This window comes from Ruegeria sp. YTSA226, assembly GCF_059609905.1.
The window spans coordinates 189,563-214,008 of record NZ_JBXWMQ010000001.1 but is presented as its reverse complement, the minus strand read 5'-3'; the positions used below and the strand labels follow the sequence as shown (position 1 = coordinate 214,008).

Annotated in this window: 19 protein-coding genes; 13 read left to right on the top strand and 6 right to left on the bottom strand. The window is 56.7% G+C overall.

The annotated features are described in order from the left end of the window. The first annotated feature begins 25 nt into the window (after positions 1-25). Positions 26-1,249 carry an MFS transporter gene (locus tag AC2FFF_RS01075; protein ID WP_496882807.1) on the top strand — a complete coding sequence of 408 codons (1,224 nt, stop codon included), beginning with the start codon at positions 26-28 and terminating at the stop codon, positions 1,247-1,249. A gap of 30 nt (positions 1,250-1,279) precedes the next feature. On the opposite strand, the gene AC2FFF_RS01070 is transcribed toward AC2FFF_RS01075, so the two are convergent. Together AC2FFF_RS01070 and AC2FFF_RS01065 are read right to left on the bottom strand one after the other, a co-directional pair. Further along, on the bottom strand, positions 1,280-2,950 hold the full coding sequence (locus tag AC2FFF_RS01070; RefSeq protein WP_281972224.1) for a flotillin family protein: 1,671 nt from the start codon (positions 2,948-2,950) through the stop codon (positions 1,280-1,282). A gap of 33 nt (positions 2,951-2,983) precedes the next feature. Further along, on the bottom strand, positions 2,984-3,700 hold the full coding sequence (locus AC2FFF_RS01065; protein WP_496750539.1) for an OB-fold-containig protein: 717 nt from the start codon (positions 3,698-3,700) through the stop codon (positions 2,984-2,986). 256 nt (positions 3,701-3,956) lie between these two features. Here AC2FFF_RS01065 and metG point away from each other — a divergent pair, with 256 nt between their 5' ends. The 3 genes from metG to AC2FFF_RS01050 all read left to right on the top strand — a co-directional run bounded on the left by metG (position 3,957) and on the right by AC2FFF_RS01050 (position 10,284). Beyond that, positions 3,957-5,675, top strand: a complete 1,719-nt coding sequence (gene metG / locus AC2FFF_RS01060; protein WP_496750541.1) for a methionine--tRNA ligase — start codon at positions 3,957-3,959, stop codon at positions 5,673-5,675. Between the two features lie 289 nt (positions 5,676-5,964). After that, on the top strand, positions 5,965-7,143 hold the full coding sequence (locus tag AC2FFF_RS01055) for an efflux RND transporter periplasmic adaptor subunit (RefSeq protein ID WP_142634293.1): 1,179 nt from the start codon (positions 5,965-5,967) through the stop codon (positions 7,141-7,143). Positions 7,144-7,146: 3 nt separating this feature from the next. Beyond that, positions 7,147-10,284: an efflux RND transporter permease subunit gene (locus AC2FFF_RS01050; RefSeq protein WP_281972228.1), complete on the top strand. Its 3,138-nt coding sequence runs from the start codon at positions 7,147-7,149 to the stop codon at positions 10,282-10,284. A gap of 37 nt (positions 10,285-10,321) precedes the next feature. Here the strand turns inward: AC2FFF_RS01050 and glpD are convergent, their stop codons facing one another. After that, positions 10,322-11,899, bottom strand: a complete 1,578-nt coding sequence (gene glpD / locus AC2FFF_RS01045) for a glycerol-3-phosphate dehydrogenase (protein WP_281972229.1) — start codon at positions 11,897-11,899, stop codon at positions 10,322-10,324. A gap of 203 nt (positions 11,900-12,102) precedes the next feature. Here glpD and AC2FFF_RS01040 point away from each other — a divergent pair, with 203 nt between their 5' ends. The 6 genes from AC2FFF_RS01040 (at position 12,103) to AC2FFF_RS01015 (ending at position 16,855) form a co-directional block, all read left to right on the top strand. Further along, positions 12,103-12,885, top strand: a complete 783-nt coding sequence (locus AC2FFF_RS01040; RefSeq protein WP_142634299.1) for a DeoR/GlpR family DNA-binding transcription regulator — start codon at positions 12,103-12,105, stop codon at positions 12,883-12,885. Positions 12,886-12,982: 97 nt separating this feature from the next. Then, on the top strand, positions 12,983-13,138 hold the full coding sequence (locus tag AC2FFF_RS01035; protein ID WP_185956618.1) for a DUF5993 family protein: 156 nt from the start codon (positions 12,983-12,985) through the stop codon (positions 13,136-13,138). Between the two features lie 9 nt (positions 13,139-13,147). After that, complete coding sequence (locus tag AC2FFF_RS01030; protein ID WP_142634301.1) at positions 13,148-13,717, top strand: disulfide bond formation protein B; 570 nt, start codon at positions 13,148-13,150, stop codon at positions 13,715-13,717. Positions 13,718-13,751: 34 nt separating this feature from the next. Continuing rightward, positions 13,752-14,114, top strand: coding sequence for a DUF3302 domain-containing protein (locus tag AC2FFF_RS01025; RefSeq protein ID WP_142634304.1), 363 nt, complete (start codon positions 13,752-13,754; stop codon positions 14,112-14,114). 21 nt (positions 14,115-14,135) lie between these two features. Then, a complete protein-coding gene (locus tag AC2FFF_RS01020) occupies positions 14,136-15,281 on the top strand; it encodes an HlyD family secretion protein (protein WP_142634305.1) in 1,146 nt (381 codons plus the stop codon). A gap of 11 nt (positions 15,282-15,292) precedes the next feature. Then, complete coding sequence (locus tag AC2FFF_RS01015) at positions 15,293-16,855, top strand: efflux transporter outer membrane subunit (RefSeq protein ID WP_496677784.1); 1,563 nt, start codon at positions 15,293-15,295, stop codon at positions 16,853-16,855. Between the two features lie 3 nt (positions 16,856-16,858). Here AC2FFF_RS01015 and mprF read toward each other — a convergent pair whose 3' ends face one another. Continuing rightward, positions 16,859-19,468 carry a bifunctional lysylphosphatidylglycerol flippase/synthetase MprF gene (gene mprF, locus AC2FFF_RS01010; RefSeq protein WP_281972233.1) on the bottom strand — a complete coding sequence of 870 codons (2,610 nt, stop codon included), beginning with the start codon at positions 19,466-19,468 and terminating at the stop codon, positions 16,859-16,861. Positions 19,469-19,566: 98 nt separating this feature from the next. Continuing rightward, on the bottom strand, positions 19,567-19,995 hold the full coding sequence (locus AC2FFF_RS01005; protein ID WP_142634311.1) for an Lrp/AsnC family transcriptional regulator: 429 nt from the start codon (positions 19,993-19,995) through the stop codon (positions 19,567-19,569). Positions 19,996-20,081: 86 nt separating this feature from the next. Between AC2FFF_RS01005 and rocF the strand changes: the two genes are divergently transcribed. Genes rocF through ocd form a run of 3 tightly spaced genes read left to right on the top strand, consistent with a single transcriptional unit; the run spans position 20,082 to position 22,972 of the window. Then, a complete protein-coding gene (gene rocF, locus AC2FFF_RS01000) occupies positions 20,082-21,002 on the top strand; it encodes an arginase (RefSeq protein ID WP_142634313.1) in 921 nt (306 codons plus the stop codon). Beyond that, complete coding sequence (gene ctlX, locus AC2FFF_RS00995; protein ID WP_271946611.1) at positions 21,002-21,922, top strand: citrulline utilization hydrolase CtlX; 921 nt, start codon at positions 21,002-21,004, stop codon at positions 21,920-21,922. The genes rocF and ctlX overlap by 1 nt, the downstream gene beginning before the upstream one ends. A gap of 9 nt (positions 21,923-21,931) precedes the next feature. Next, on the top strand, positions 21,932-22,972 hold the full coding sequence (ocd, locus tag AC2FFF_RS00990; RefSeq protein ID WP_142634317.1) for an ornithine cyclodeaminase: 1,041 nt from the start codon (positions 21,932-21,934) through the stop codon (positions 22,970-22,972). 67 nt (positions 22,973-23,039) lie between these two features. Here ocd and AC2FFF_RS00985 read toward each other — a convergent pair whose 3' ends face one another. Next, positions 23,040-24,443, bottom strand: a complete 1,404-nt coding sequence (locus AC2FFF_RS00985) for a TRAP transporter large permease (RefSeq protein ID WP_281972234.1) — start codon at positions 24,441-24,443, stop codon at positions 23,040-23,042. Between the last annotated feature and the right edge of the window lie 3 nt (positions 24,444-24,446).

The window sequence follows — 24,446 nt, the reverse complement described above, 5'->3', positions numbered from 1 at the left end:
GGAAATATCGCAATCTGAGCCCATCATGCGCACGATCATTTCCTTTGCCGCCCTATTTCTTTCCGTCATTCTGCTTCAACTGTCCACCGGTGGCGTTGGCCCGCTGGATGCGATTTCCGGCCTGACCCTGAATTTCACCACTGGGCAGATTGGTCTGTTGGGCTCGGCTCATTTCGTTGGCTTCTTTGTGGGATGCTGGTGGGCCCCGCGCCTGATGGGAAGCGTCGGCCATTCGCGGGCATTTGCCGTTTGCACAGCTTTGGGCGCAATGGGGTTGCTGGGGCACACCCTGACGGACAACGCTTATATCTGGGCGGCCCTTCGGATCGCGTCAGGCGCCTGTGTCGCCGGGTGCTACACAGTGATCGAGGCCTGGCTGAACGCAAAGGTCACGAATGAGACGCGCGGGCGCGCCATGGGCACCTATCGCATCGTCGATATGGGCGCGTCCCTCTGCGCCCAGCTGATCATCGCAGTTCTGCCGCCAGCATCATATGTCTCGTATAACTTGCTGGCGATCCTGTGCTGCGCTGCCCTGTTGCCGCTAACACTGACGCGCGCCAGCCAGCCCGAAACGCCCGAAGCCCCGCGGCTGCGCCCGAAACTGGCCTGGAACAGCTCTCCTCTGGCGGTGGCCGGGGTGGTGGTTGCCGCGTTAAGCTCGGCGTCCTTTCGGATGGTCGGCCCTGTTTACGGGCAAGAGGTCGGGCTTGGCGTCGATCAGATCGCCTTTTTCCTGGCGTCTTTCGTGCTGGGCGGCGCGTTGGCGCAATATCCGATGGGATGGCTGGCCGATAAATACGACAGGCGCTGGGTACTGATCTGGCTTTCGGTTGCCGCCGTCCTCAGCTGTGGAGTGACCATGGCCGCCAGCAACACCGGAACCGTCGGCGTCATGCTGGCCGCGTGTTTGTTCGGCTTTACGACCTTCCCGATTTTCTCGGTTTCATCCGCGCACGCCAATGACTTTGCCACAACCGAACAACGGGTCGAGCTCTCTGCCGCGCTGATGTTCTGGTATGCGCTGGGTGCGATTGCCTCGCCTTACGTGTCATCCACTTTGATCCAATCCTTTGGACCCGGCGCGCTTTTCGCCTTTGTAGCGCTTGGCCACGTCTTCCTGATCATCTTTGGACTGGCGCGGATGCGCTCACGTCCGACCCCCGAAGAGCGCACCAACTATGTCTATTCGCCACGAACTTCTTTTACTATCGGGCGCCTGTTGAAACGGTCGCGCGAGAAGCAGTAAAAAGGGCCGGGAAATTCCCGGCCCATTCTTTTAGTGTTCGGTTCGTGGTTTCTGATCAACCACTTCTGCCTCATCGGCTGGTTTAACAGTGGGCTCTAGCGCGCCGTTGACGATACCGCCCACACCGTTCTCCATCGATAAGCCCAGCTCTTCGCCCAGCTTTTTCAGCGCGGGCATCTGCACGGCCATACCCATGATCGAATCCAGCGCCTGGTTCACCACCGGCTTGTCGCCATTGGCGCCTCCGCCACCACCGGCGGCACCGATCCCGCCAACCTGATGGATCTTGATCGAGTCGATCTTTTCGGCGGGCTTGACCATTTCCGCAATGATCGTCGGCATCGCCTCAATCCGGGCCAGATCAACCTTCAGACGGATTTGATCGACGGACAGGGCATTGTCAGCCTCGACAATCGCGCGCTTACCTTCCGCTTCGGCCAGCATGTCGTTCTTCTTGGCCTCGGCGCGGATGTTCAGCGCATCCGCTTCGGCTTGCGCCTCTTCACGGCGGGCTTCGGCGCGGTCGGCGGCAGCTTCTTTCTCGGCCTGGGCGGCCAGACGGATGGCTGTGGCCTGACGTTCAGCCTCACGCGTCGCTTCGATCAGCACGATCTGCTTCTGACGCTCGGCTTCGGCCACATCGCGGGCGGTAACCACCGCTTCGGTCGCTTTGGTCGCCTCGGCACGGGCCAGATCAGCGGATGCACGCGCGCGACTTTCCTCTTCGGATTTCTGCGCGATGATGATCTGACGCTCTTGCTCGGCAACCTCTAGCTCGCGCTCTTTCGAGATCTCGGCCTCACGGATTTTACGCTCGCGTTCAATGTCGGCGCCACGAATGGCTTCTTCACGGGCAATCCGGGCACGCTCGGTTTCACGTACAGAATCCTCGGTCCGCGCGGCGATCTCGGCCTCTTGCGCCACGCGCAGGGTTTCGATCTGTTGCGTCTGTTCGATGCGGGCCTGCTCTTCGTCCTTGTCGATCAACAGCTTCTGACGCTGAGCTTCCATCGCTGCACGGCGCACTTCCACCTCGGCATCCGCATCAATCTGCGCACGCTCTTTTTTCGAGGTCGCAATCACCTCGGCCAGCTTGCGCATACCCACGGCGTTAAAGGCGTTGTTCTCATCCAGCGCTTCGAACGGCGTCTGGTCCAGCGCGGTCAGCGAGACCGATTCCAGCGACAGGCCGTTTTTCAGCAGATCTTCGGACACGGCATTCTGCACTTCTTGCACAAAATCGGCGCGGTTTTCGTGTAGACCGTCCATGGTCATCTGCGCAGCCACAGCACGCAGACCGTCAATCAATTTGCCTTCGATCATCTCACGCAGTTGTTCGACATCGAATGTGCGGGCGCCCAGGGTTTGGGCGGCACGTGCGATGCCCTCTTCCGTGGCCATGACCGAGACATAGAACTCGACCCCCACGTCAACACGCATCCGGTCTTTGGTGATCAAAGCGGCCTCGGCGCTGCGCTGCACCTCAAGACGCAGGGTCTTCATGTTGACCGGGCTGACCTCATGCAACAGCGGCACGACGATGACGCCACCATCCATGATGACTTTCTTACCGCCAGCACCGGTTTTCACCAGGCTCACCTCGCGGGTTGCGCGGCGGTACAGTCGGGCCAGTACAAGGCCAATGAACATAACGGCCGCTAAAATGGTCACAACTGTGACGGCTAGGAATGTAAGTTCCATGCAAAATCCTCCGATTTGGGGTTGTTGAATTGGTTAGTTTGACAAGCCGACCAGAACGAACCGGTCGCGCCGTCGGTCGCGCAGGACAAGCACTTCGGTGCCTTGTTCCAGCGTATCCTTGTCCTGCAGGGGTTCAGCGCGCAGGTAATGCGCATTGCCAAAGCGGTCCATGACCCGCACTTCGGCCGGGCGGCCTCGGGATGCCGTCCCTTGCGAGATGAAACCGCGACGGCGGGCCAGCATCCGTTCTGACATAGCCTCGGTCTCGGTTTTCGGCAGCAGGCGGGCAAAGACCGCGCTAAAGCCACGCGCAAACCAGATGCCAAAGGCCCCGGCCGGGATCGCAGCCATCCATGAGGGCAGATCAAAGCCCATCACATCACGCAGGCCCAGTTGCAGACCGATGCCCGACAGGCCGAAACCAGCCAGCAAAACCACCAGCCAGATCATGAAAGGCACTTTGCCAAAGCCCAGCCAGCTTGCAGGACCGTCCGAGGTCACAACCGGCGTTTCCGCCGCAACCTCGGCCAGCTCGAACTCACCCAGATCGACATCCGCGTCCAGATCAAGTTCGAAATCACCGATGTCCAATTCCGGAGCGTCAACCAGATCAAGGTCAACGTCGCCCTCACCCGCCATCAGGCTTCCACCCAGCAACAGCGCCACCAGTTCCAGCCCCAAAAGGCCAAACAACAGCGCAATCGCAATGGTAAAGGGCACAAATGCACCCTCGAGTAGAAAACTGAACATCAGTGGGCCGTCTCCGTTATTGTATACGATGGCATGCAGTAAATATGGGGAGTCATGACAAAGTTTCAAGAGGTTGTGATTCTATATTTCAACCTATGGGTAATTGACACGGTGACACAGCGGCAGTCGGGAAACCCGTTCTTTGGGGATTTTTCCGTGCATGGGGCCGGAAAGTTGCATCCGTGCAAAAGCCGGGCTTTTGCTGGGCTGTGACATAAGATAGACGGGCCTGCAGTTACATACGCGGAAACGGAACATGGCTCGGATTCTCATCACCTCGGCGATCCCCTACATCAACGGGATCAAGCACCTCGGCAATCTGATCGGCTCGCAACTGCCCGCCGACCTGTATGCGCGGTATCAGCGCGGCCGGGGGAATGAGGTCATGTTTCTCTGCGCCACCGACGAACACGGCACCCCCGCCGAGCTGGCCGCCGCCAAGGCAGGCAAGCCGGTCGCCGAATACTGTGCCGAGATGCATGGCGTGCAGGCCGATATCGCACAGCGCTTTGGCCTGAGCTTTGATCACTTTGGCCGCTCATCCAGCCCCCAGAACAAGGCGCTGACCCAGCATTTCGCTGGCAAATTGGATGACGCCGGGTTGATCCGCGAAGTGAGCGAGAAACAGGTCTATTCCCACGCCGATGGGCGCTTTCTTCCTGACCGCTATATTGAAGGCACCTGCCCCAACTGCGGGTACGACCGTGCACGTGGCGACCAGTGCGAAAACTGCACCAAGCAACTGGATCCGACCGACCTGATCGAGCCGCGCTCGGCCATTTCCGGTTCGACCGACCTTGAGGTGCGCGAAACCAAGCACCTGTATTTGCGCCAGTCATCAATGAAGGATCAACTAAACGCCTGGATCGACTCCAAGACCGATTGGCCGATCCTGACCACCTCGATCGCCAAGAAATGGTTACATGACGGCGACGGCCTGCAAGACCGTGGCATTACCCGCGATCTGGACTGGGGCGTGCCGGTCAAGAAGGGCGATCAGGACTGGCCCGGCATGGAGGGCAAGGTCTTTTACGTCTGGTTCGACGCGCCGATCGAATACATCGCCTGCGCCAAGGAGTGGGCTGATGCGACCGGCAAGCCGGATGCCGAGTGGGAGCGCTGGTGGCGCACTGACAAAGGTGCCGATGACGTGCGCTATGTTCAATTCATGGGTAAGGACAACGTGCCTTTCCATACCCTGTCCTTCCCGGCGACCATTCTAGGTTCGGGTGAGCCGTGGAAGATGGTCGACCATCTGAAATCCTTCAACTACCTGAACTATGACGGCGGCCAGTTCTCAACCAGCCAAGGTCGCGGCGTGTTCATGGACCAGGCGCTGGACATCCTGCCTGCCGATTACTGGCGCTGGTGGCTGCTGAGCCATGCGCCCGAAAGCAGCGATAGCGAATTCACCTGGGAGAACTTCCAGCAATCGGTGAACAAGGATCTGGCCGATGTGTTGGGCAACTTCGTCAGCCGGATCACCAAGTTCTGCCGCTCAAAATTCGGCGAGGCGGTGCCCCAAGGCGGCACCTATGGCGACCGCGAGCAGGCCCTGATCGAAGAGCTGACCCGCCGCGTCCGCGCCTATGAAGGGTTCATGGAGGCAATGGAAGTTCGCAAATCCGCCCAGGAATTGCGCGCCATCTGGGTTGCCGGGAACGAGTATCTTCAATCCGCGGCACCCTGGTCGACCTTCAAGGAAGATCCAGAACAGGCCGCGGTACAGGTGCGTCTGGGTCTGAACTTGATCCGGCTCTATGCCGTGCTCAGTGCGCCGTTCATTCCCGAAACCACCGCCCGTATGCTGAGCGCGATGAACACGATGGATACCGCCTGGCCTGACGATGTTGCGGCGGCCCTGTCCGCCCTGCCCGCAGGCCACGACTTTGCCGTTCCCGATGTTCTGTTCGCCAAGATCACCGACGAACAGCGCGAAGACTGGCAGGACCGTTTTGCAGGTGTCCGCACCTAAGACACCCGACCGGGAAAAGAATACAGGGGGCTTTACGGCCCCCTTTTTTCATTTTGCGTTTGATCCAGATTGCCGGAAACGCCCTTGCCAGATCAGGAAACTAGCCCTGGCCGATTTGCGTAAACCTGCCGCCCTACAGAAAAATATCCTTGGGTAAGCGATTGCCTTACGGGCTAACACGCTTGAGAAACCTACCAAAACCAGCCATCCTCACAAAGAGTTTAGGCGACTCGGACCGCTGGCGGCGACCCGAGTTGTATCCAGTTTTTGTTTCAATGGGGCTTCTGCCATGATCCTTGCATCAACACTTTTCAGCTTTCGACCGAATGACCCCATAGCCAAATCCGTTTGGTATGCCGCAGCTTTGGCCCTGTGTGGGTTGGTGGTGCCAGCTGCCGCGCAGGATAAAAGTGACGCCCCACCGCCCAAAGTGTCCATCGCAGCGGCCTACACGCAAGAAATCACGGACGAGGCGACTTTCATCGGTCGAGCTGAGGCGCTGAACAAGGCCGATATTGTCGCCCGGGTCAGCGGATTTCTGGACAGTCAGAATGTTGAAGACGGCGCGATGGTGAATGAAGGCGACCTTATGTTCACGATCGAGCCGGACCTGTATCAGGCGACACTAGATGCACGGAATGCCGATCTGGACCGTGCCGAAGCAAATCTTGAGCTCGCCAAAGTTGACCTGGCCCGGAAGGAAGAACTTTACAAACGCGATGCCACTCCGGAAAGCGAACGGGATATCGCCCGTGCCAACGAACTTGTGGCCATTGCCGAAGTCAAAGCCGCGAAAGCCGCGATCCAACAGGCTGAACTTGATCTGAGCTATACTAAGGTCCACGCACCGTTCACCGGCCGTATCGGGCGGGTCGCTATCAGCGTCGGGGACGTTGTTGGCCCGAACAACCCACCATTGGTGAATATCGTCAGCGAGGCACCAGTGTATGTGAATTTCTCGTTGAACGAAAAACAGTTTACCTCGGTTCTTGAACAATATGGCGAGAATGCATCGTCGCTGGCCGAAAGCCCCAAAAGCCCGAATGTGCATGTAACGCTGCCCAATGGATCGGACTTGGGCGAAACAGGTTCGATTGTTTTCGTTGACAACCATATCGACCCGCTAACTGGAACGATTGCAATGCGGGCCGAATTCACAAATGCCGACCGGCTGATCCTCGATGGTCAGTTCCTGAGCGTTCATATCGAAGCCCTGGAGCCGACCTTGCAGGTTCTGATCCCGCAGGCGGCCTTGTCGCGTGATCAGCGCGGTGATTTCGTTCTGGTCGTTAACGATAAGCAAATGGTCGAACAGCGCTATATCACCACCGGCGACAATGTCGGAACTGCTGTGATCGTTCTAGACGGCCTGCGCGAAGGGGAAAGCGTGATCGTCGAGGGCCTCCAGCGCGTGCGCCCGGGTGTGGCAGTGGATGCTGTCACCGCATCCGAGCAGCCGGGAGAGTAACAGATGTTCTCATCCCTGTTCATCAGCCGGCCCAAGCTGGCCCTAGTTATTTCGCTTGTCCTGACGATCATGGGCGGGATCGGCTATATGGTTCTGCCGGTCGCCCAGTTTCCTGATATTACGCCACCGGTCGTCAGCGTTTCCGCCACCTATACCGGTGCCAATGCCGAAACGGTCGAGAACACTGTCGCCGCGCCGATCGAGGCGCAGGTCAACGGCGTGGATGACATGATCTACATGACGTCCACCTCTTCGGATAACGGATCGTATTCGTTGAATATTACCTTCGAAGTCGGCACCGATCCTGACATTGCATCCGTCAACGTGCAGAACCGCGTTGCGCAGGCCATGTCTTCGCTTCCGTCAGAGGTGACTTCGTCGGGTGTCGTTACGCAGAAGGCATCGACCAATATGCTGATGCTGGTCACGCTGACCTCACCCAAAAGCACCTATGACAGTGTATTCTTGTCGAACTACGCTTCGATCAACCTGAAAGATGCGTTGGCGCGGGTACAGGGTGTTGGTAAAGCCGACGTTCTGACTAACCTTGAATATGCAATGCGGATATGGATGGATCCCGACAAGATGACCGCCCTGTCGATTTCACCGGGTGATGTCATAAACGCTATCCGAGAACAGAATATCGAAGTGTCTGCCGGTTCGATAGGCTCGCCGCCGGTCCCTGAGGGACAGACATTTCAATATACGATCAAGACCAAGGGCCGGCTGACCTCGGCCGCTGAATTTGGCAATATTGTCATCCGTACTGGTGATGCAGGGGCAATCGTACGCATAAGGGACATTGCCAGAACCGAACTTGGAGCGCAGTTCTATTCGGCTTCGGGTTATTTCCAGGCAGAACCCGCAACGGTTATCGGTATCTATCAAGCCCCCGGTGCCAATGCGTTGGCTGTTTCAGATCGTGTTCAGGCCGAATTAGACCGGCTGTCGCGTTCGTTCCCAACAGATGTTGAATATCAGGTTCCGTTCAACACGACCGACTTCGTGGAACAATCTCTGAACGACGTGGTTTCCACCCTGATGCTGACGTTCGTTTTAGTGATTTCGGTCGTATTTGTCTTTTTGGGCAGTTGGCGTGCCACGATCATTCCGGCGGTTGCTATTCCTGTTTCGCTGATCGGGACGTTCGCGTTCCTGCTGGCGTTTGGGATGTCCCTGAACACAATTTCTTTGTTCGCGCTTGTACTGGCAATCGGGATCGTGGTCGATGATGCCATCGTGGTGGTTGAAAACGTTGAACGCATTATCGCCGACGAAGGGTTGTCCCCGCCTGAGGCGACACGGAAAGCAATGGGCCAAATCACCGGACCCGTCATCGCAACCACTCTGGTTCTGCTGGCCGTTTTTGTGCCCGTGACCTTTATGCCTGGCATCTCGGGGCGACTGTATTCTCAGTTTGCAGTCACCATCTCGACTGCGGTCGTGATTTCGTCAATCAACGCTTTGACCTTGTCTCCGGCGCTTTGCGGACTGGTTCTGCGCGCGCGCTCGGGTCCGCCCAAGGGTATTCTGGCCCTGTTTGAGCGTTTCATCGGAACGCTGCGTGACGGTTATGTTGTCGTTGTCCGAAAACTGTTAATTCTGCCAGTCGCCGGACTGGGCGTCATCGTTGTTCTGGCCATGGGTACAGGGACGATCATGTCGAACACATCAAGCGGTTTTATTCCGCTTGAAGACAACGGCTATCTCTTTGTGGACATCCAGTTGCCAGATGCGGCAACACTGGAACGAACCGAGACTATCGCAGGTCGGGTCGACGACCAAATCCGCGATATCTCGGGGGTCGCCAGTACGGTTCTGATCAACGGGTTTTCGCTGCTGAACGGCACAACCACAAATGGAGCGACCGTTTTTGTGAACCTCGACAACTGGGACGAGCGGCAAGATCCCGACCTGTCTGCCGATGCCATTCTGGGCAAGGTTCTGGCGATTGCAAATGGCGAATCCGCAGCTTCGATCGTGGCCTTCAACCCGCCACCGATTCAGGGCCTCGGCATGTCAGCCGGTGTGGAAATGGAGGTTCAGCAAGTCGGGGGCGGTACGCCTCAGGATCTGGCCTCGGCCGTTGGGTCCTTCGTCTATGCTGCAAACCAGCGACCCGAGATTGGTCAGGCCTATACAACATTCCGGGCCAATGTTCCTCAGCTATTTGTCGATCTGGACCGTGAGAAAGCGAAAACCCTGGAAGTGTCTGTTGCTGAGATTTTCCAGACGATGCAAGCCCAGCTAGGCTCGTACTATGTGAACGATTTCAACCTGTTCGGCCGCGTCTACCGCGTGATGATTCAGGCCGAGGGGAGCTATCGGAACAAGGTCGAAGATATTTCGAACCTGTATGTGCGCTCGACCAAGGGCGATATGGTTCCATTGGGTACGTTGATCGACGTGGAAAACGTGTTGGGGCCAGTCCTGTTAAAACGGCATAACCTGTTCCGTTCGGCAACTGTTACAGCTGTACCTGCGCCAGGGCTGTCCAGTGGCGACGCTATCACTGTGATGACAGAAGAATCCGCCAACGCCCTGCCCTCGGGATACGCGTTTGAATGGACAGGTACCGCGCAACAGCAGCTTGCATCCGGCAGCCTTGTGATCATTATCCTCGGGCTTGCTGTCCTGTTCGCCTATTTGTTCCTGGTGGGGCAATACGAAAGCTGGTCGATGCCGGTGTCCATTCTTCTATCGGTTATTGTTGCCCTATTCGGGGCGGTTGCGGCGGTGGCCATCGTGGGTAGCGACATAAACCTGTACACGCAGATCGGGATGATCATGCTGGTGGGGCTTGCGTCGAAGAACGGTATCCTCATCGTTGAATTCGCAATGGAACAGCGTGCCAATGGCCTTTCGATCAAAGATGCTGCAGCCGAAGCCGCCCATCAACGATTCCGCGCGGTGATGATGACCGCCCTCTCCTTCCTGTTGGGTGTTGTACCGTTGCTTGCCGCGAACGGCGCGGGAGCGGCTAGCCAGAAGGCCATCGGTGTCGCCGTCTTTGGCGGAATGCTGGCGGCAACTCTGGTTGGCGTTATCCTTGTGCCGGTACTTTACGCCCTGATGCAGGGGCTGAGGGAATGGCTCAAAGGGACAAAGAACGACCCCGACCCTTCGGAAGAAGCCGCATAAATCAAAAAAAGCCCCGCCAAAAACGCGGGGCTTTTCTTTAATGGGCCAGGCGCTTTTCGATCCAGCGCTGGATGGCAGCGATCTGATCGGCATCAAGTCTTAGGCCCAGCTTGTTTCTGCGCCAGATGGCATCTTCAGCGCAGCGCACATATTCCTTGGTGACCAACCATTCCATTTCGCGTTCGGTCAGCGTCGCCCCGAACTCTTCCCCCAGATCCTCAGCGGTTTTTGCATCGGCCAGAATAGCGCGCGCCTCGGTTCCATAGGCGCGCACCAGCCGTTCCGCCCATGTGCGATTCAAAAAGGCATAGTCAAATTCCAGACCGGCAATTAGATCTTGCACTGCGCTAACGGGGAAATCGCCACCCGGCAAAGAAACTCCAGCGGTCCATGGACCGGGCAAATCCGGGAAGTACTCAGCGATTTTCTCAAGCGCACTTTCGGCCAATCTGCGATAGGTCGTAATCTTGCCGCCGAAAACATTCAAAACCGGAGCACCGCCAAGCCCATTGACCTTCAGAGTATAGTCTCTGGTCGCGGCCGTTGCGCTGCTGGCCCCATCGTCATACAGAGGGCGCACACCGGAATAGGTCCAAACGATGTCTTCGCGGGTCACAGGCTGCTCAAAATATTTTGACGCAAATGCACACAGATATTCCTGTTCAGACTCAGTACAGACTGGAGGAACCGATGGGTCTGGGTGATCCTGATCAGTTGTTCCAATAAGGGTGAAATCTCTCTCATAGGGAATGGCAAAGATGATGCGCCCGTCTTCGCCCTGAAAGAAATAGCATTTGTCATGGTTAAATAACCTGTGGGTTACGATATGGCTGCCGCGGACCAACCGAACCCCCTCGCGCGAGTTCACGTGGATTTTGTCCTGAATAATGTCCCCGACCCAAGGGCCACCGGCATTGATCAGCATCTTGGCCTGGACGACGCGCGTTTCATCACTCTGCTTGTCGCGGATCGTGACATGCCACAGGTCATCGACCCTTTCGGCAGACAGAACCTCTGTCCGGACCAGAATTTCGGCACCTCTGGCCTCGGCATCACGGGCGTTCAGAACCACCAGACGGGAATCTTCAATCCAGCAGTCGGAATATTCATAGGCAGTTTCGAACCTGTTCTGCAGCGGGCCGCCTTCGGGCGCAGACCGTAGATTCAGCGACGAAGTTCCCGGCAGAATTTTCCGCCCCCCGAGGTGGTCATACATGAACAGGCCCAGACGGATCAGCCAGGCCGGGCGACGACCGCGCATCCAGGGCATCACCATGCTCAGCAGGCGCGATGTCGGCGTGTCCGAGTCAAAGCGCATCCCATCGTGGTACGGAAGCACAAAGCGCATCGGCCAACTGATATGCGGCATTGCCCGCAGCAAGGTCTCACGCTCGATCAGCGCCTCGCGGACCAGTCGGAATTCAAAGTACTCAAGATACCGCAGGCCGCCATGGAACAGTTTGGTCGAGGCAGAGGACGTCGCCGATGCCAAGTCGTTCATCTCGGCCAATGTCACCGACAATCCCCGCCCGACCGCATCACGCGCGATCCCGCAACCGTTAATACCGCCACCGATGATGAATAGGTCAGTAACCTGGCCAGTCTGCTGTGCCATTTGCAGGTCAGTCCTTTTGCTGAAAACGTGCGGCAGTTAACCCGTTCGATACTCGGTTCGTCAATGTGGATTTTCGTTTTTTTTCGCGTAACGAACAAGAATAGCGATTTTTTGTTGTTGTCCAAACGATGTTTGTTTTCTGCCGGTTGCAATATTGCGAAAAAAGGAACAAAAACGAAAGAACCCAATAACCGGAGCTTCCCTTGTCTCTTTCGTTCCGCCAGTCAGACATCATAGAAATCGCCAAGCAGAATGGTCGCGTCATGGTCGAGGATCTGGCGTTGCAGTTTGGTGTCACGGTCCAAACGATCCGGCGTGATCTTTCCGAGCTTGCGGAACTGGGCAAGCTGGACCGGGTTCATGGCGGCGCGGTCCTGCGATCCGGCGTTTCGAATATCGGTTACGAGGACCGGCGCGCCCTGAATGCTGAAATCAAGACCCGTATCGCACAGGTTTGCGCTGCCAACATACCGGATGGTGCATCGCTTTTTTTGAACATCGGTACATCGACCGAGGCTGTCGCGCATCAGTTGCTAAACCACAAAGATCTTATGGTGGTGACAAATAACATGAATGTCGCGCGTATCCTGGTGGAAAACACGAACTGCCAGATCGTCGTCGCCGGTGGTGTTCTGCGCCGGTCGGACGGTGGTCTGATCGGCAATCTGACCAATTCAACGATTGAACAATTCAAGTTCGATTATGCGGTAATCGGGTGTTCCGCACTGGACGCCGATGGTGATCTTCTGGATTTCGATTTCCAAGAAGTCCGTGTCAGCCAGACTATCATTGCACAGGCCAGACACAGCTTTCTGGTTGCCGATCATTCGAAATTTCAGCGCTCGGCCCCTGCCCGTATTGCCTCAATGTCCGAAGTTGACGTTTTCTTTACAGATCAACCTCTTCCAAGTCGGCTTGCACGTAAATGCAAGGAATGGGGAACGCGGGTCGTATACAGCGGCCGAACCACCGGAGATTCGCATTAAACGCGTAATTCCAAACGTGGTTCTTGTCATAGGCGACCGGCCCTGACAGTATCACAACATATTGCAATCAGTGCACGGCAAGGGGGAGATCCGGGCCATGATCGCGCTTTTATTTGCGTTACTCTCAGCCACTATGGGGCTGAATTATTATAGAAAAACCAAAGCGGCCAATGTTGTGTTCTTCATTACCATGGCCCTAAGTGTTTATTGGCTGAAGTTTCATGCCACCAGCCAACTGACCATTCAGCTGTAGGAGGCCACAATGACACCCGAGCTTTCCCGCACCCTGAACGCGTTGGGAACCCTGGCGGTCAGCCTCGTTCTTGTGCTGGCCTTCGGATACCAGCTGGCGCTGAACGAACTGCCCTGCCCGCTTTGCTTATTGCAACGGGTCGGGTTCGTAGCGGTGGGCGTTGGTTTGGGCCTGAACCTGCTATACGGAGCCCGGCCGCAGCATTATGCGTTGATGTTGCTTGCGGCACTGTTTGGGATCAGCGTTTCCGTTCGCCAGATCTTGCTGCATATCGTACCGGGTACCGGCCACTATGGTTCGCCTGTTTTTGGGTATCACTACTACACATGGGCCGCGATCTGCTTTTTTCTGATCCTGCTGGGCACGGCAATCATGCTGCTTTTCGACCGTCAATATCAGGACACAACCGTCGATCAACCACGGTTCGGGGGCAATATGCTGGCCAAAACCGCGTTCTTTGTAATGCTAGGGCTGGCCGCGCTGAATGCGGGGGCGACCTTGTTGGAATGTGGCCCAGGTATCTGCGCTGACCCGCCGACAAGCTACAAATTGATTGACGAACTGGACACCAACAACTGAGGATGGATAAACCTTCCCTCATGGAGGCATCGGAATGGGACTACTGGGGCAGCCGCTAGGCTATTATGACTATCTGACATTTATCGCACTTATACTGCTGCTGGCCGCTGTAATGGCGCTGTTTCTGTTCATAATGGGACTGCCCGGCCGCATCGCAATCAAACGCAACCATCCCCATGCCGAGGCAGTCAAGATCATGGGCTGGATGGGGTTTCTGGCTGTCGTTCCCTGGATTCACGCCTTTATGTGGGCTTTCCACGATGCAGCCACTGTCGATATCCGCCGTATGCCTGATGATGAACGCGATGCGATACGGAAGGATATCAAACGGTTAGGCGGTGATCTGACCGAAGAATATCGCGATCCACTGGACCCGGACGAAACACAAAAAAGCTAAGGCTAAAGGAAGTCCCACAATATGTTTGTCGCTCTTGGCATTACGCTTTTCTACATCATTTTTGTCTGGCTGATCTTCTTCAAACTACAATGGCTTAAGTTTAGTATCGCCTGGGGCATCGTTTCCTTCTGGGTGGGTGCTCATCTGTTATTGATCTTTATGGTTGCGCTGCGGTTCTTCCAGCCATTTTCGATCGACAGCCACGTAGTCCGCTCAACCATACAGATCGTACCGCGCCTGACTGAACCAACCATCCTGTCCGAGGTTCTGGTCGAGCCGAATACAGAGGTGAAGAAAGGGGATCCGCTGTATCGGTTCGACGACACCGTCTTTGCGCTTGAATTCGAAGAGGCATCCGCACAGTTGGTTGCAGCCCAGCAGAACGCCAAAATTCTGGAACAGGATGTGATCGTCGCGGGTGAAGCCGTCGAGCGAGCCAACGCGCAACTGGCATATGCGCTGACCCAGCAAGCACGGTATGAAAACCTTGTCCCTGCGGGTGGTGCCCGCGAGGATGAGCTGGATCGCTGGAACGAGCAGGTCACGGAAGATCAGGCCAAGATAAAAGAGGCCGAAGCCAATCTGGAAAAGGCAAAGCTGGCGCTGGATTCGCAGATCGACGGGGTCAATACCGGAATCGTTCAAGCTCAGGCTCAGTTGGAAAAGGCCCGGTACTTTCTGGACAATACTACGATCTACGCGCCCGAAGATGGTATGATCGTTTCACAACAGGCACGCCCGGGTCTGGTTGTCGGTGACATCCGATTGGGCGCAATCGCCAGCTTTGTGACCAAAGAAAATCCCTATATTCTCGCCACTTACCGGCAGCAAAACCTGAAATTTGTGAAACCCGGGCAACAGGTTGAGGTCGCGCTGGACTTATATCCCGGAGAAATCCTGACCGGCAAAGTCGAGGCAATCTGGTGGGCAACCCGCCAGGGTCAATATCTGCCATCAGGCCGCCTGCCCGGATTTGAACTGCCAAAAATTCCTGGACATATTGCCGTGCAGATTTCGGTCGATATTCCAGATGGCCACGTTTTTCCCGCCGGTGGACATGCCGCGGTGGCAATCTATACCGGCCAGGGCAAAAGCTTTGAGTTCCTGCGGCGCATCAATATCCGCCTCTATTCCTTCGCAAACTTCATCCGACCACTGGACATTTAAGGACACGCTGTATGACACGGGCCAGGCTAAACCGCAGTTTGATGGGCACAGCCCTGTGTGCCGCGCTGCTGGTGGGATGCGCACCTGTCGGTCCTGATTTTGTGCGACCGAACTCTCCGGTCGTGAAGGAATGGATCGAGGTAAACAACCCTTCAGTCGGTGCCAGCGGCCTCACCTCGCGTAGTGCCCCTGTGGCAAAATGGTGGGAGACCTTCAACGACGCCACTTTGAACCGGTTGATCGCCGAAGCCTATGCCCAGAACCTGGCGCTACAGGTGGCCGGTGCGCGCGTATTACAGGCCCGCGCACAGCTTGGGATTGCCTTTGGTGAGCTTTACCCCCAATCGCAGGCCATCGGAGGTTCGATCGAGCGGCGCCAGATCAGCGATAATATCGGGCCGATTTCCGATATCAATCGGATCATCCCTCTGGATACCGAATTCTCGACCTCGCAGGTTGGCTTCGACGCCCAATGGGAATTGGATGTGTGGGGGCAGCAACGCCGGGGTGTGCAGGCCGCACGATCCAATCTGGCACTTCAGGTCGCTAATTACGATGACGCTTTGGTCACGCTGACCGGCGATGTAGCAGCGTTATATGTAAGCTTCCGCGCGCTGCAAGAAACCCTGTTCGTGGCACGAGAAAATATCAAGCTGCAGCAGGATTCGGTTGATCTGACGCAACTGCGTTTCAACAACGGCGTCACCACTGAATTGGATGTGCAAGAGGCCACCGCCCTGCTGAACAATACCATGGCGCTAGTGCCGGAAATTGAAAGCGATCTTCAGCAGACCAAGAATGCTTTGGCTGTTTTACTGGGAACAACACCCTCGCGCATGGCCGGGTTGCTGGGTAATTCCGGTCGTATCCCTTCGGCCCGATCCAACGTCGCCGTTGGAGTACCAGCGGAATTGCTGCGCCGACGCCCGGATGTACGCGCCGCAGAACTGGCCGCTGCCACACAGTCTGCGCAAGTTGGGATCGCGATTGCTGACCTGTATCCCCAGTTCATCCTGTCCGGTTCGATCGGCCTGCAGGCCTCGGGCAGTCAGGACCTGTTTTCATCCGCCAGCAATACTGGGCTGGCCAGTGCCGGAGTGGTCTGGAATGTGCTGAATTATGGGCGGATCAAGAATAATGTCCGCGCCCAGGACGCAGCTTATCAGGCCTTGATTGCGAACTATCAAAACACCGTTCTGACCGCCTATTCCGAGGTAGAAAGTGCTATGGTCGCCTATACGCAATCACGCAAACAGGTGACATTCTACCAAAACAGCGTCACCGCATCGCGCAAAGCTGCCGAGATCGCGGTGAACCAATACCGGGATGGCATCGCCAGTTATTCCCGCGTTCTGAACACGCAAACCGCATTGCTGCGATCACAGGCCAACCTGATCGAAGCCCGCCAGCAGGTCTCGAGCAATCTGGTTGCAGTCTACAAAGGTTTAGGAGGTGGTTGGCAAATCCGGCAAAATCAGGAGTTCCTGCCGGAAACCGTGCTGGCCGAAATGGCCTATCGCACCGATTGGGGAGACCTGCTGCAACAGGCTCCGACCCAAGCCAGCCTGAACTGAGCGCTATTTCGTCAGACCGCGCAAGCCGCCCGAAATCAGAATGTTGACCTCGTAGAGAATACGCGGCGCGGCCAGTCCTCCGGGGCTGGCCAAATAGTTCGGGCTCCATTCTGGTTCGAATTTCTGCTTGAACGAGCGCAGCCCCTCGAAGTGATAAAACTGTTCGCCATGTTCATAGACAAAGCCGCCAATGCGGTTCCACAGCGATGCCAGTTGCCGGTTTTCGATCCCGGAAAACGGTGCCGCCCCCAGCGAGAACCAGTGGAACCCCTGCTCGGCCCCCCATGACATCATCTCGGCAAACAGCGCGTCCATAACAAAACTTGGGCTATCTGGTTCATACCGCATCAGATCCAGCGACAGTTCTGATTTTTGCCCACCCTGAAAAAGGTTAGCAAACGCGACGATCTCACCTGTTTCGCCATTCCGCAGCACCGCGTGGTCGAAATAGGACAGATAGGTTTCATCAAATCCGCCAAGCGCAAAACCTTTCTCGGCCCCAGCTTTTTGTGCCAGCCAGTCATCCGAAATCTTGCGCAACTCGGGCAGGATCAGGTTTAGTTCCTGTTTTGGGATAATCTCGAAAACATACCCTTCACGCTCGGCCCGGTTCTTGGCCTGACGGAACCGCTTGCGGGATTTTCCGTCCAGCGAGAAATCTTTCAGCGGCACCCGCGCTACTTCGCCAATTTTCAGGATCGACAGGCCAAGGTCTAGAAAGGTCGGCAGGTATTTGGTGGAAACGCTGTAGAAGGCACAAAGTTTACCCTCACGGTCCGCCATCTCGCGCAGCTGCCATATCAGCTGTTTACCGGCGGTTTCATCCCCTACTGGCTCACCTTTGGTGACCAGTGCGTTGCCGGTATCGGCATAAGCCAGAAAAGCGGTTTCATCCGGCGCGATCAGGAACTGCTTGTCCCCGGTCAGGGAAATCTGGGATTCTGTGTCTTCGCTTTCCATCACCAGACGTTCGACTACTTCGGGGATTTCTGTGCGGGCTGGAACAGGAATCTCGCGCCCGAACAGTGAGCTAACGGCAACCACTCCAAGGATGACCGCAACCACAAGGCTGGATCGTAGGAACCGCGAGGCGTCGCCGTTCCAGGCAAACTCCCACCACAGGGCATTTTGATATTCGACATGGGAATAAGAAAACAGACCCACCCAAAAGATCACGGCAAGCAATGCAAGAACGCTGACCAGCCAGGGTATGTTCAACCTGAAGATCGACGCGCCGCTAACCCGATAGAACGCATCCCGGAACATGGCCAGCAGAACGATGCTACCCACCATGCTGAGCGCTTCGTGCGTATCCAGCCCTTTGGTCAGCGAAGCGACAAAACCGGCCAGCATCAACAGCATGGCCACAACCCAAGCCCGGTAAAGCTTGCGAAACAGCCCCCGTGATACAAGGATCAGCAAGACCCCTACCGCGCTTCCGGCCAGGTGGGACGCTTCGACAAAGGACAGGGGCAGGAAATCCCGTAGCACACCCAGGTTACCGCTGCTTGCAGGCAACGCGCCGGAGACCAGAAGTATCACACCGGCCACTGCGGCCACACCTGCGGCCACCATGGGCACGATCGGACGGATCACTCGATAAACCCAAGTGGCTGCACCAGTAATATGTCGACGATGGGTCAATGCTGATGCCACAGCGATCGAGAGTGTGGCGATGAGGAAGGGAAGAAACGTATAAACAAGGCGATACAGCAACAGCGCGGCAATGACATCCGACCGGCCTGACGCGCCAAGTCCCGCGATCATAGTCGCCTCGAAGGCGCCAATTCCACCCGGCGCATGGCTGAGGATACCGACCGCAATCGCGCCAATAAAGATGGTGAAGAAATAGGGGTAGCCGATCCCAAGGTCTGTCGGCAGCAGCACATACAGAACCATCGACGCACCAAACACATCGCCCAAGGCCGCCAGCGTCAGCAACCCGGCCAGTTTGCCGCCGGGAAGGTTAAATCCAACCCCGCCATAGGCCAGCCTGCGCCCGCCTTTCGACAGCCAGATGAACAGCGTTGCCAGAGCGATCAAAAGGCCCAATCCTATGACCGTCTCGACCGTATCGCTGATTGGCAAAACCTTCGATATCCCGTCGGGATGAAAGGTCAGCAAAGCCCCTAACAGCAAGGTCATGCCGGACCAGAAAGCGATCCACGAGGTCGCAATAACCCCAGCGACACGCCCCAGATCCAGCCCCAAAGATGCGTAGATCCGATACCGGATCGCCGTGCCCGTGATGTAGGAAAACCCAAGGCAGTTTGACACCGCATAACCACAGGCCCCGGCCATGCCCGCAACCGGCAAAGGAACCTCACCGTCGGCAACGCTCTGGACTGCAAAGACGTCGTATAAAGACAGGGAAACAAAGCTAAAAGCGGTCCAGCACAAGGCGATGAACAACAGCGTCCAAGAGGTGTTCGCCACATCCGTCTGAACGGATGACCATTTCACATGTGCAGACAGTTCATGCAGCACGGTCAGGGCGACCAGCATGACGATTACGGGAATGGCGATTCTGACCAGGGGTCGTTCCAGAAAACCGGATACTCTTTCGGCAAGTCTGATGGCCCAGAGTTCTTTGCCTGTATCCTGATCAGTCATGTGATTTCCCTGTTTCAGGTTTGCAGCTGCCTTTGCGCGGGTGGCGAACGCATCGCAACTTTTACACATATTCCTTGCTGCTCAAAGCACTACAGCAATCAGACGCGGCCTTTCCGAGTAGAAAGAAGCAAGTTGGTTTCGGATCGCGTAATCCCTTCGATCCTGCGGATGCGAAACAGGATTTCATCCAGTTCGGCCAGGGTCTCGGTCCCAATCTCGGCAATCAAGTCCCAACCGCCATTTGTCGAATGGACAGCCCGCACCTGTGGCATGGCGGCAATTTGGGCCATGGTGCGCTCGGTGCCGCGCCCTTCGATTTCCAGCATCATCAACCCTCTGACCGGGCTTTGCGCCACATCCTGCCGTGTCAGAACCGTAAAGCCCACAATCTCGCCGGATTGCTTCAAACGTTGCAGACGGCTGCGCACTGTTGTGCGTGTGACTCCCAGTGTTTCAGCCAGTTCCGAGAGTGAAGCACGGGCATCCCGATGCAGAGCGCTGAGAAGCTTGCCATCCAAATCGTCCATTCAATACTTCCGTTATGTCACTTGCGGTTCCATTTTGAGCATTTTGATCCCTATCCGCAAGCCACATTGCCGGAGTAGTATTCCATATGGATACAAACAACGTAATTCTGGTTGGCGCCCCGATGGATTCGGGCAAGCGTCGACAGGGCTGCCGGATGGGCCCCGATGCCTATCGGGTTGCGGGGCTTCAATCAGCTCTTTCCGATCTCGGTCTTCACCTACGGGATCTCGGCGATATCACACCTGACATTCCGGATATGTCCGAACATTCGCATCTCTTCGCCCTGCCCGAGTGTATCGGCTGGACCAAGGCTCTCAGCCGTGTCGCGCAGGATGTTGCCCCACAAGGCCTGCCAATTTTCATGGGCGGCGATCATGCGCTTTCGATGGGCACGGTTTTGGGCATGGCACAGCACGCCGAGCGGATCGAACGCCCACTGTTCGTTCTCTGGCTGGACGCGCATAGCGATTTCCACACACCCGAGAGCACCGATAGCGGCAACCTGCACGGGACACCCGTAGCCTATTTCACCGGACAGCCCGGATTTGACGACTTCCCACCGGTTTCATCGCCAGTTCCGACCGACCGGGTCGGCATGATCGGTCTGCGCTCGGTCGACCCAGCCGAACGGGCTCGGCTGGAACAGGATCGCGCAATGCTGGCCGATATGCGAAGCATCGACGAAAACGGCATCAAAGCACCGCTGATGGCCTTTCTGGAGCGGGTCCGGGCAGCGGATGGCATCCTTCATGTTTCGCTGGATGTGGATTTCCTTGATCCGTCCATTGCTCCTGCAGTTGGCACAACAGTTCCAGGTGGCGCGACCGAACGCGAGGCTCATCTAGTGATGGAACTGCTGCACGAAAGCGGTCTTGTCTGCTCGCTGGATCTGGTAGAATTGAACCCGTTTCTGGACGAACGCGGCCGCACTGCAAAATTGATGGTGGATCTGGCCGCCTCATTGCTGGGCCGCCGCATCTTTGACCGCCCCACCCGGAGCTTCTGATGCAATCTCTACAAGCCCCACCAGCCGTTGTGATGATCCGGCCCCATGCGTTTGCTTCGAACCCCGAGACACGCGACGACAATGCGTTCCAGACCTTGGCCAACCGCTCGGCAGCGGCCACGTCTGTCCAAGCACGCGATGAACATGATCAGGCGGTGGCGCTGCTGCGCGATGCGGGTATTAAGGTTCATGTCTTCGACGATTTCGGAGACCTCGACACACCAGACAGCGTATTTCCGAACAACTGGTTCTCGACCCATCCCGGCGGACATGTGGCAATCTATCCGATGTTTGTGCCGTCGCGCAGGCGCGAACGTCGCGCCGACGTCATAGAAATGTTGAAACAGGAGTATCGTGTTCAGGACGTGATCGATTATTCCGGGCTTGAACAGGACAGACTGGCGCTGGAAGGCACCGGAGCGATGGTTCTGGACCACATTGGCCGCGTGGCCTACACGGTCAAATCCAACCGCGCCGACCCCGTTCTGTTGGAGCGTTTCTGCACCCATTTCAACTATGAGCCCATCGCATTCGAGGCGCATGATGCCGCAGGACGTGATGTCTATCACACGAATGTTCTGATGGGCATCGGCTCCAAATACGCGCTGATCTGTCTTGATATGATCGCGGACCCCGAACGCCGCGCGACAGTGAAAGCCAGGCTGGAAGAATCCGGTCGCACGGTCATCGACCTGACCCATGATCAGATCGCTGAATTTGCTGGCAACGCCATCGAACTGAGCGGCCTGAATGGTCCCGTGCTGGCGCTGTCCAGCCGGGCACTTGCCGCCCTGACCCCGGAACAAATCGCTACAATCGAAGCCAGCGCGACACCTCTGCCGCTTTCGATTCCCACCATTGAAACTGCCGGTGGATCCGTGCGCTGCATGATTGCGGGCATCCACCTGTCCCGCCGATAGGAGCCCCTAATGCAACCATCTGAAAAGGCCCTGGTGCCGTTTGTGTCTGTCGACAATATGATGAGACTGGTCCACCACATCGGCGTCGAACGTATGATCACCGATATTGCGGCGCAAATCGAAGCTGATTTCAAACGGTGGGAAAGCTTTGACAAAACACCCCGCATCCCTGCCCACTCGCCGCATGGGGTGATTGAACTGATGCCAACCTCAGACGGTGAGGCCTATGGGTTTAAATACGTCAACGGCCACCCCAAGAACACCTCCGAAGGCCTACAGACCGTTACCGCATTTGGATTGCTGGCAGACGTCTACACAGGCTATCCGACCCTGCTGACCGAAATGACCATGCTGACTGCATTGCGCACCGCAGCAACCTCTGCTCTGGTCGGCAGCTATCTTGCGCCCAAATCGGCCTCGACCATGGCAATGATCGGGAATGGCGCGCAATCCGAATTTCAGTGCCTCGCCTTCAAGGCCATGTGCGGGATTGATACTGTTCGCTTGTACGATACCGACGCGGCTGCTACCGAAAAATGTGCGGCCAACTTGGCGGGCTCTGGCCTCTCGGTCGTGAAATGCAAATCCCCTGAGGACGCCATCGAAGGCGCGCATATCATCACGACCTGCACGGCGGACAAGAAAAATGCCACGATCCTGACCGATAACTTGGTCGGCCCAGGCGTCCACATCAACGCGATCGGCGGCGACTGTCCTGGCAAAACCGAACTGCACAGGGATATCCTGCTACGCTCTGAAATATTCGTCGAATACCCGGAGCAAACCCGTATTGAGGGCGAGATTCAGGCCCTTGAAGACGATCATCCCGTCACCGAGTTGTGGCAGGTCATGACGGGTCAGGCCGAGGGTCGCAAAGATGATCGTCAGATCACGTTGTTTGACAGCGTAGGCTTCGCGATCGAGGATTTTTCAGCCCTGCGCTACATCCAGTCCGCAGTCCGGGGCACAGATTACTACGAACCCTTGGACATGCTGGCAGACCCTGACGACCCGCGCGATCTGTACGGAATGCTGATGCGAGCGAAATAGAGATACCCTGCCCCCGTGCGCCAGCCGGGGGCAGGTATCACCAAAGATTGACTTCGCCAGATGCCAATTACCCGGCCAGCGAAGGCAGGTACAGAACGATGCCCGGAAAGGCGACCAGCAGCGCAATCGTCACGGCGTCGGCGATGAAAAACGGCGTCACGCCCTTGAACACGTCCTGAACGCTCAGATCAGGGCGGACGCCGGCAACGACAAAGCAATTCAAACCGATCGGTGGCGTGATCAGGCAGAACTCGGCCATTTTCACCACCAAAATACCAAACCAGATGGCGCACATCGGACCGGACATCCCAAACGTACTTTCCGCAACGGTGACGGCCTCGCCCCCGTTCAGCGCCATAACTGCCGGATAGACAACCGGCAGAGTCAGCAATAGCATCCCGATGGCATCCATGAACATGCCGAGCACCGCATAGGCCAGCAGGATGCAGATCAGGATCAGCATGGGTGACATTGTCAGCGACGTGATCCAGTCGGAAAACGCGCTTGGCAAATCGGCGAAACCCAGGAACCTGACATAGATCAGCACGCCCCAGATGATCGAAAAGATCATCGCGGTCAGTTTGGCGGTCTCAAGCAGTGCGGATTTCAACTCTGCCCATCTCATGCCGTGGAACAGCGCGAAGCAGAACACGATAAAGGCACCGATTGCCCCGCCTTCGGTTGGCGTGCCCCAGGCTTTTTCACCAAACGGGTTATAGACGAAGCAGATGATGATCAGGATCACCGCAACAATCGGTAGGGCACCAGGCAGCGCGGCAAAACGCTGTTTCCAAGTAAAGCCAGTGACCGGCGGGCCGACATTTTTGAACACAACGGCGATGCCGACGATCAGCAGACCATAGATAACCGCCGAAAAGGCCCCCGGTATGAACCCGGCGAGCAGCAGTTTGCCCACATCCTGCTCTACGATGATCGCATAAATCACAAGGATCGCCGAGGGCGGGATCAGTGAGGCCAAAGTGCCACCTGCAGCAACTACGCCCGCCGCAAATTGTTTGTTGTACCCGACCTTCAGCATTTCCGGGATCGCGATCCGGGCAAATACCGCAGATGTCGCGACCGATGCCCCCGAGACCGCAGCAAAACCAGCGGTGGCGAACACGGTTGCGACCGCAAGCCCACCCGGAACCCATGCTACCCAGCGCTTGGCGGCCTCGAACAGCGCGCGCGTCAGGCCTGCGTAGTAGGCAAGGTAACCGATCAGGATAAAGGTCGGAATCAGGCTGAGCGTATGGGCTGCAACCTTGGAATGCGGCACTTGCCCTGCGGTTTTTACCGCAACGGTCAGCGCCTTGCCAAATCGGTCAGGATCATATCCGAATTTGGCCCAGAATATCCAAACAAGACCGATCAGCCCCGCCAAAGCCGCGGCAAAAGCCACACGCATTCCGGTGATAACCAGAACCAGCAGACCACCGGTGACCCAAAGGCCAATCTCAATCGAGTCCATTTA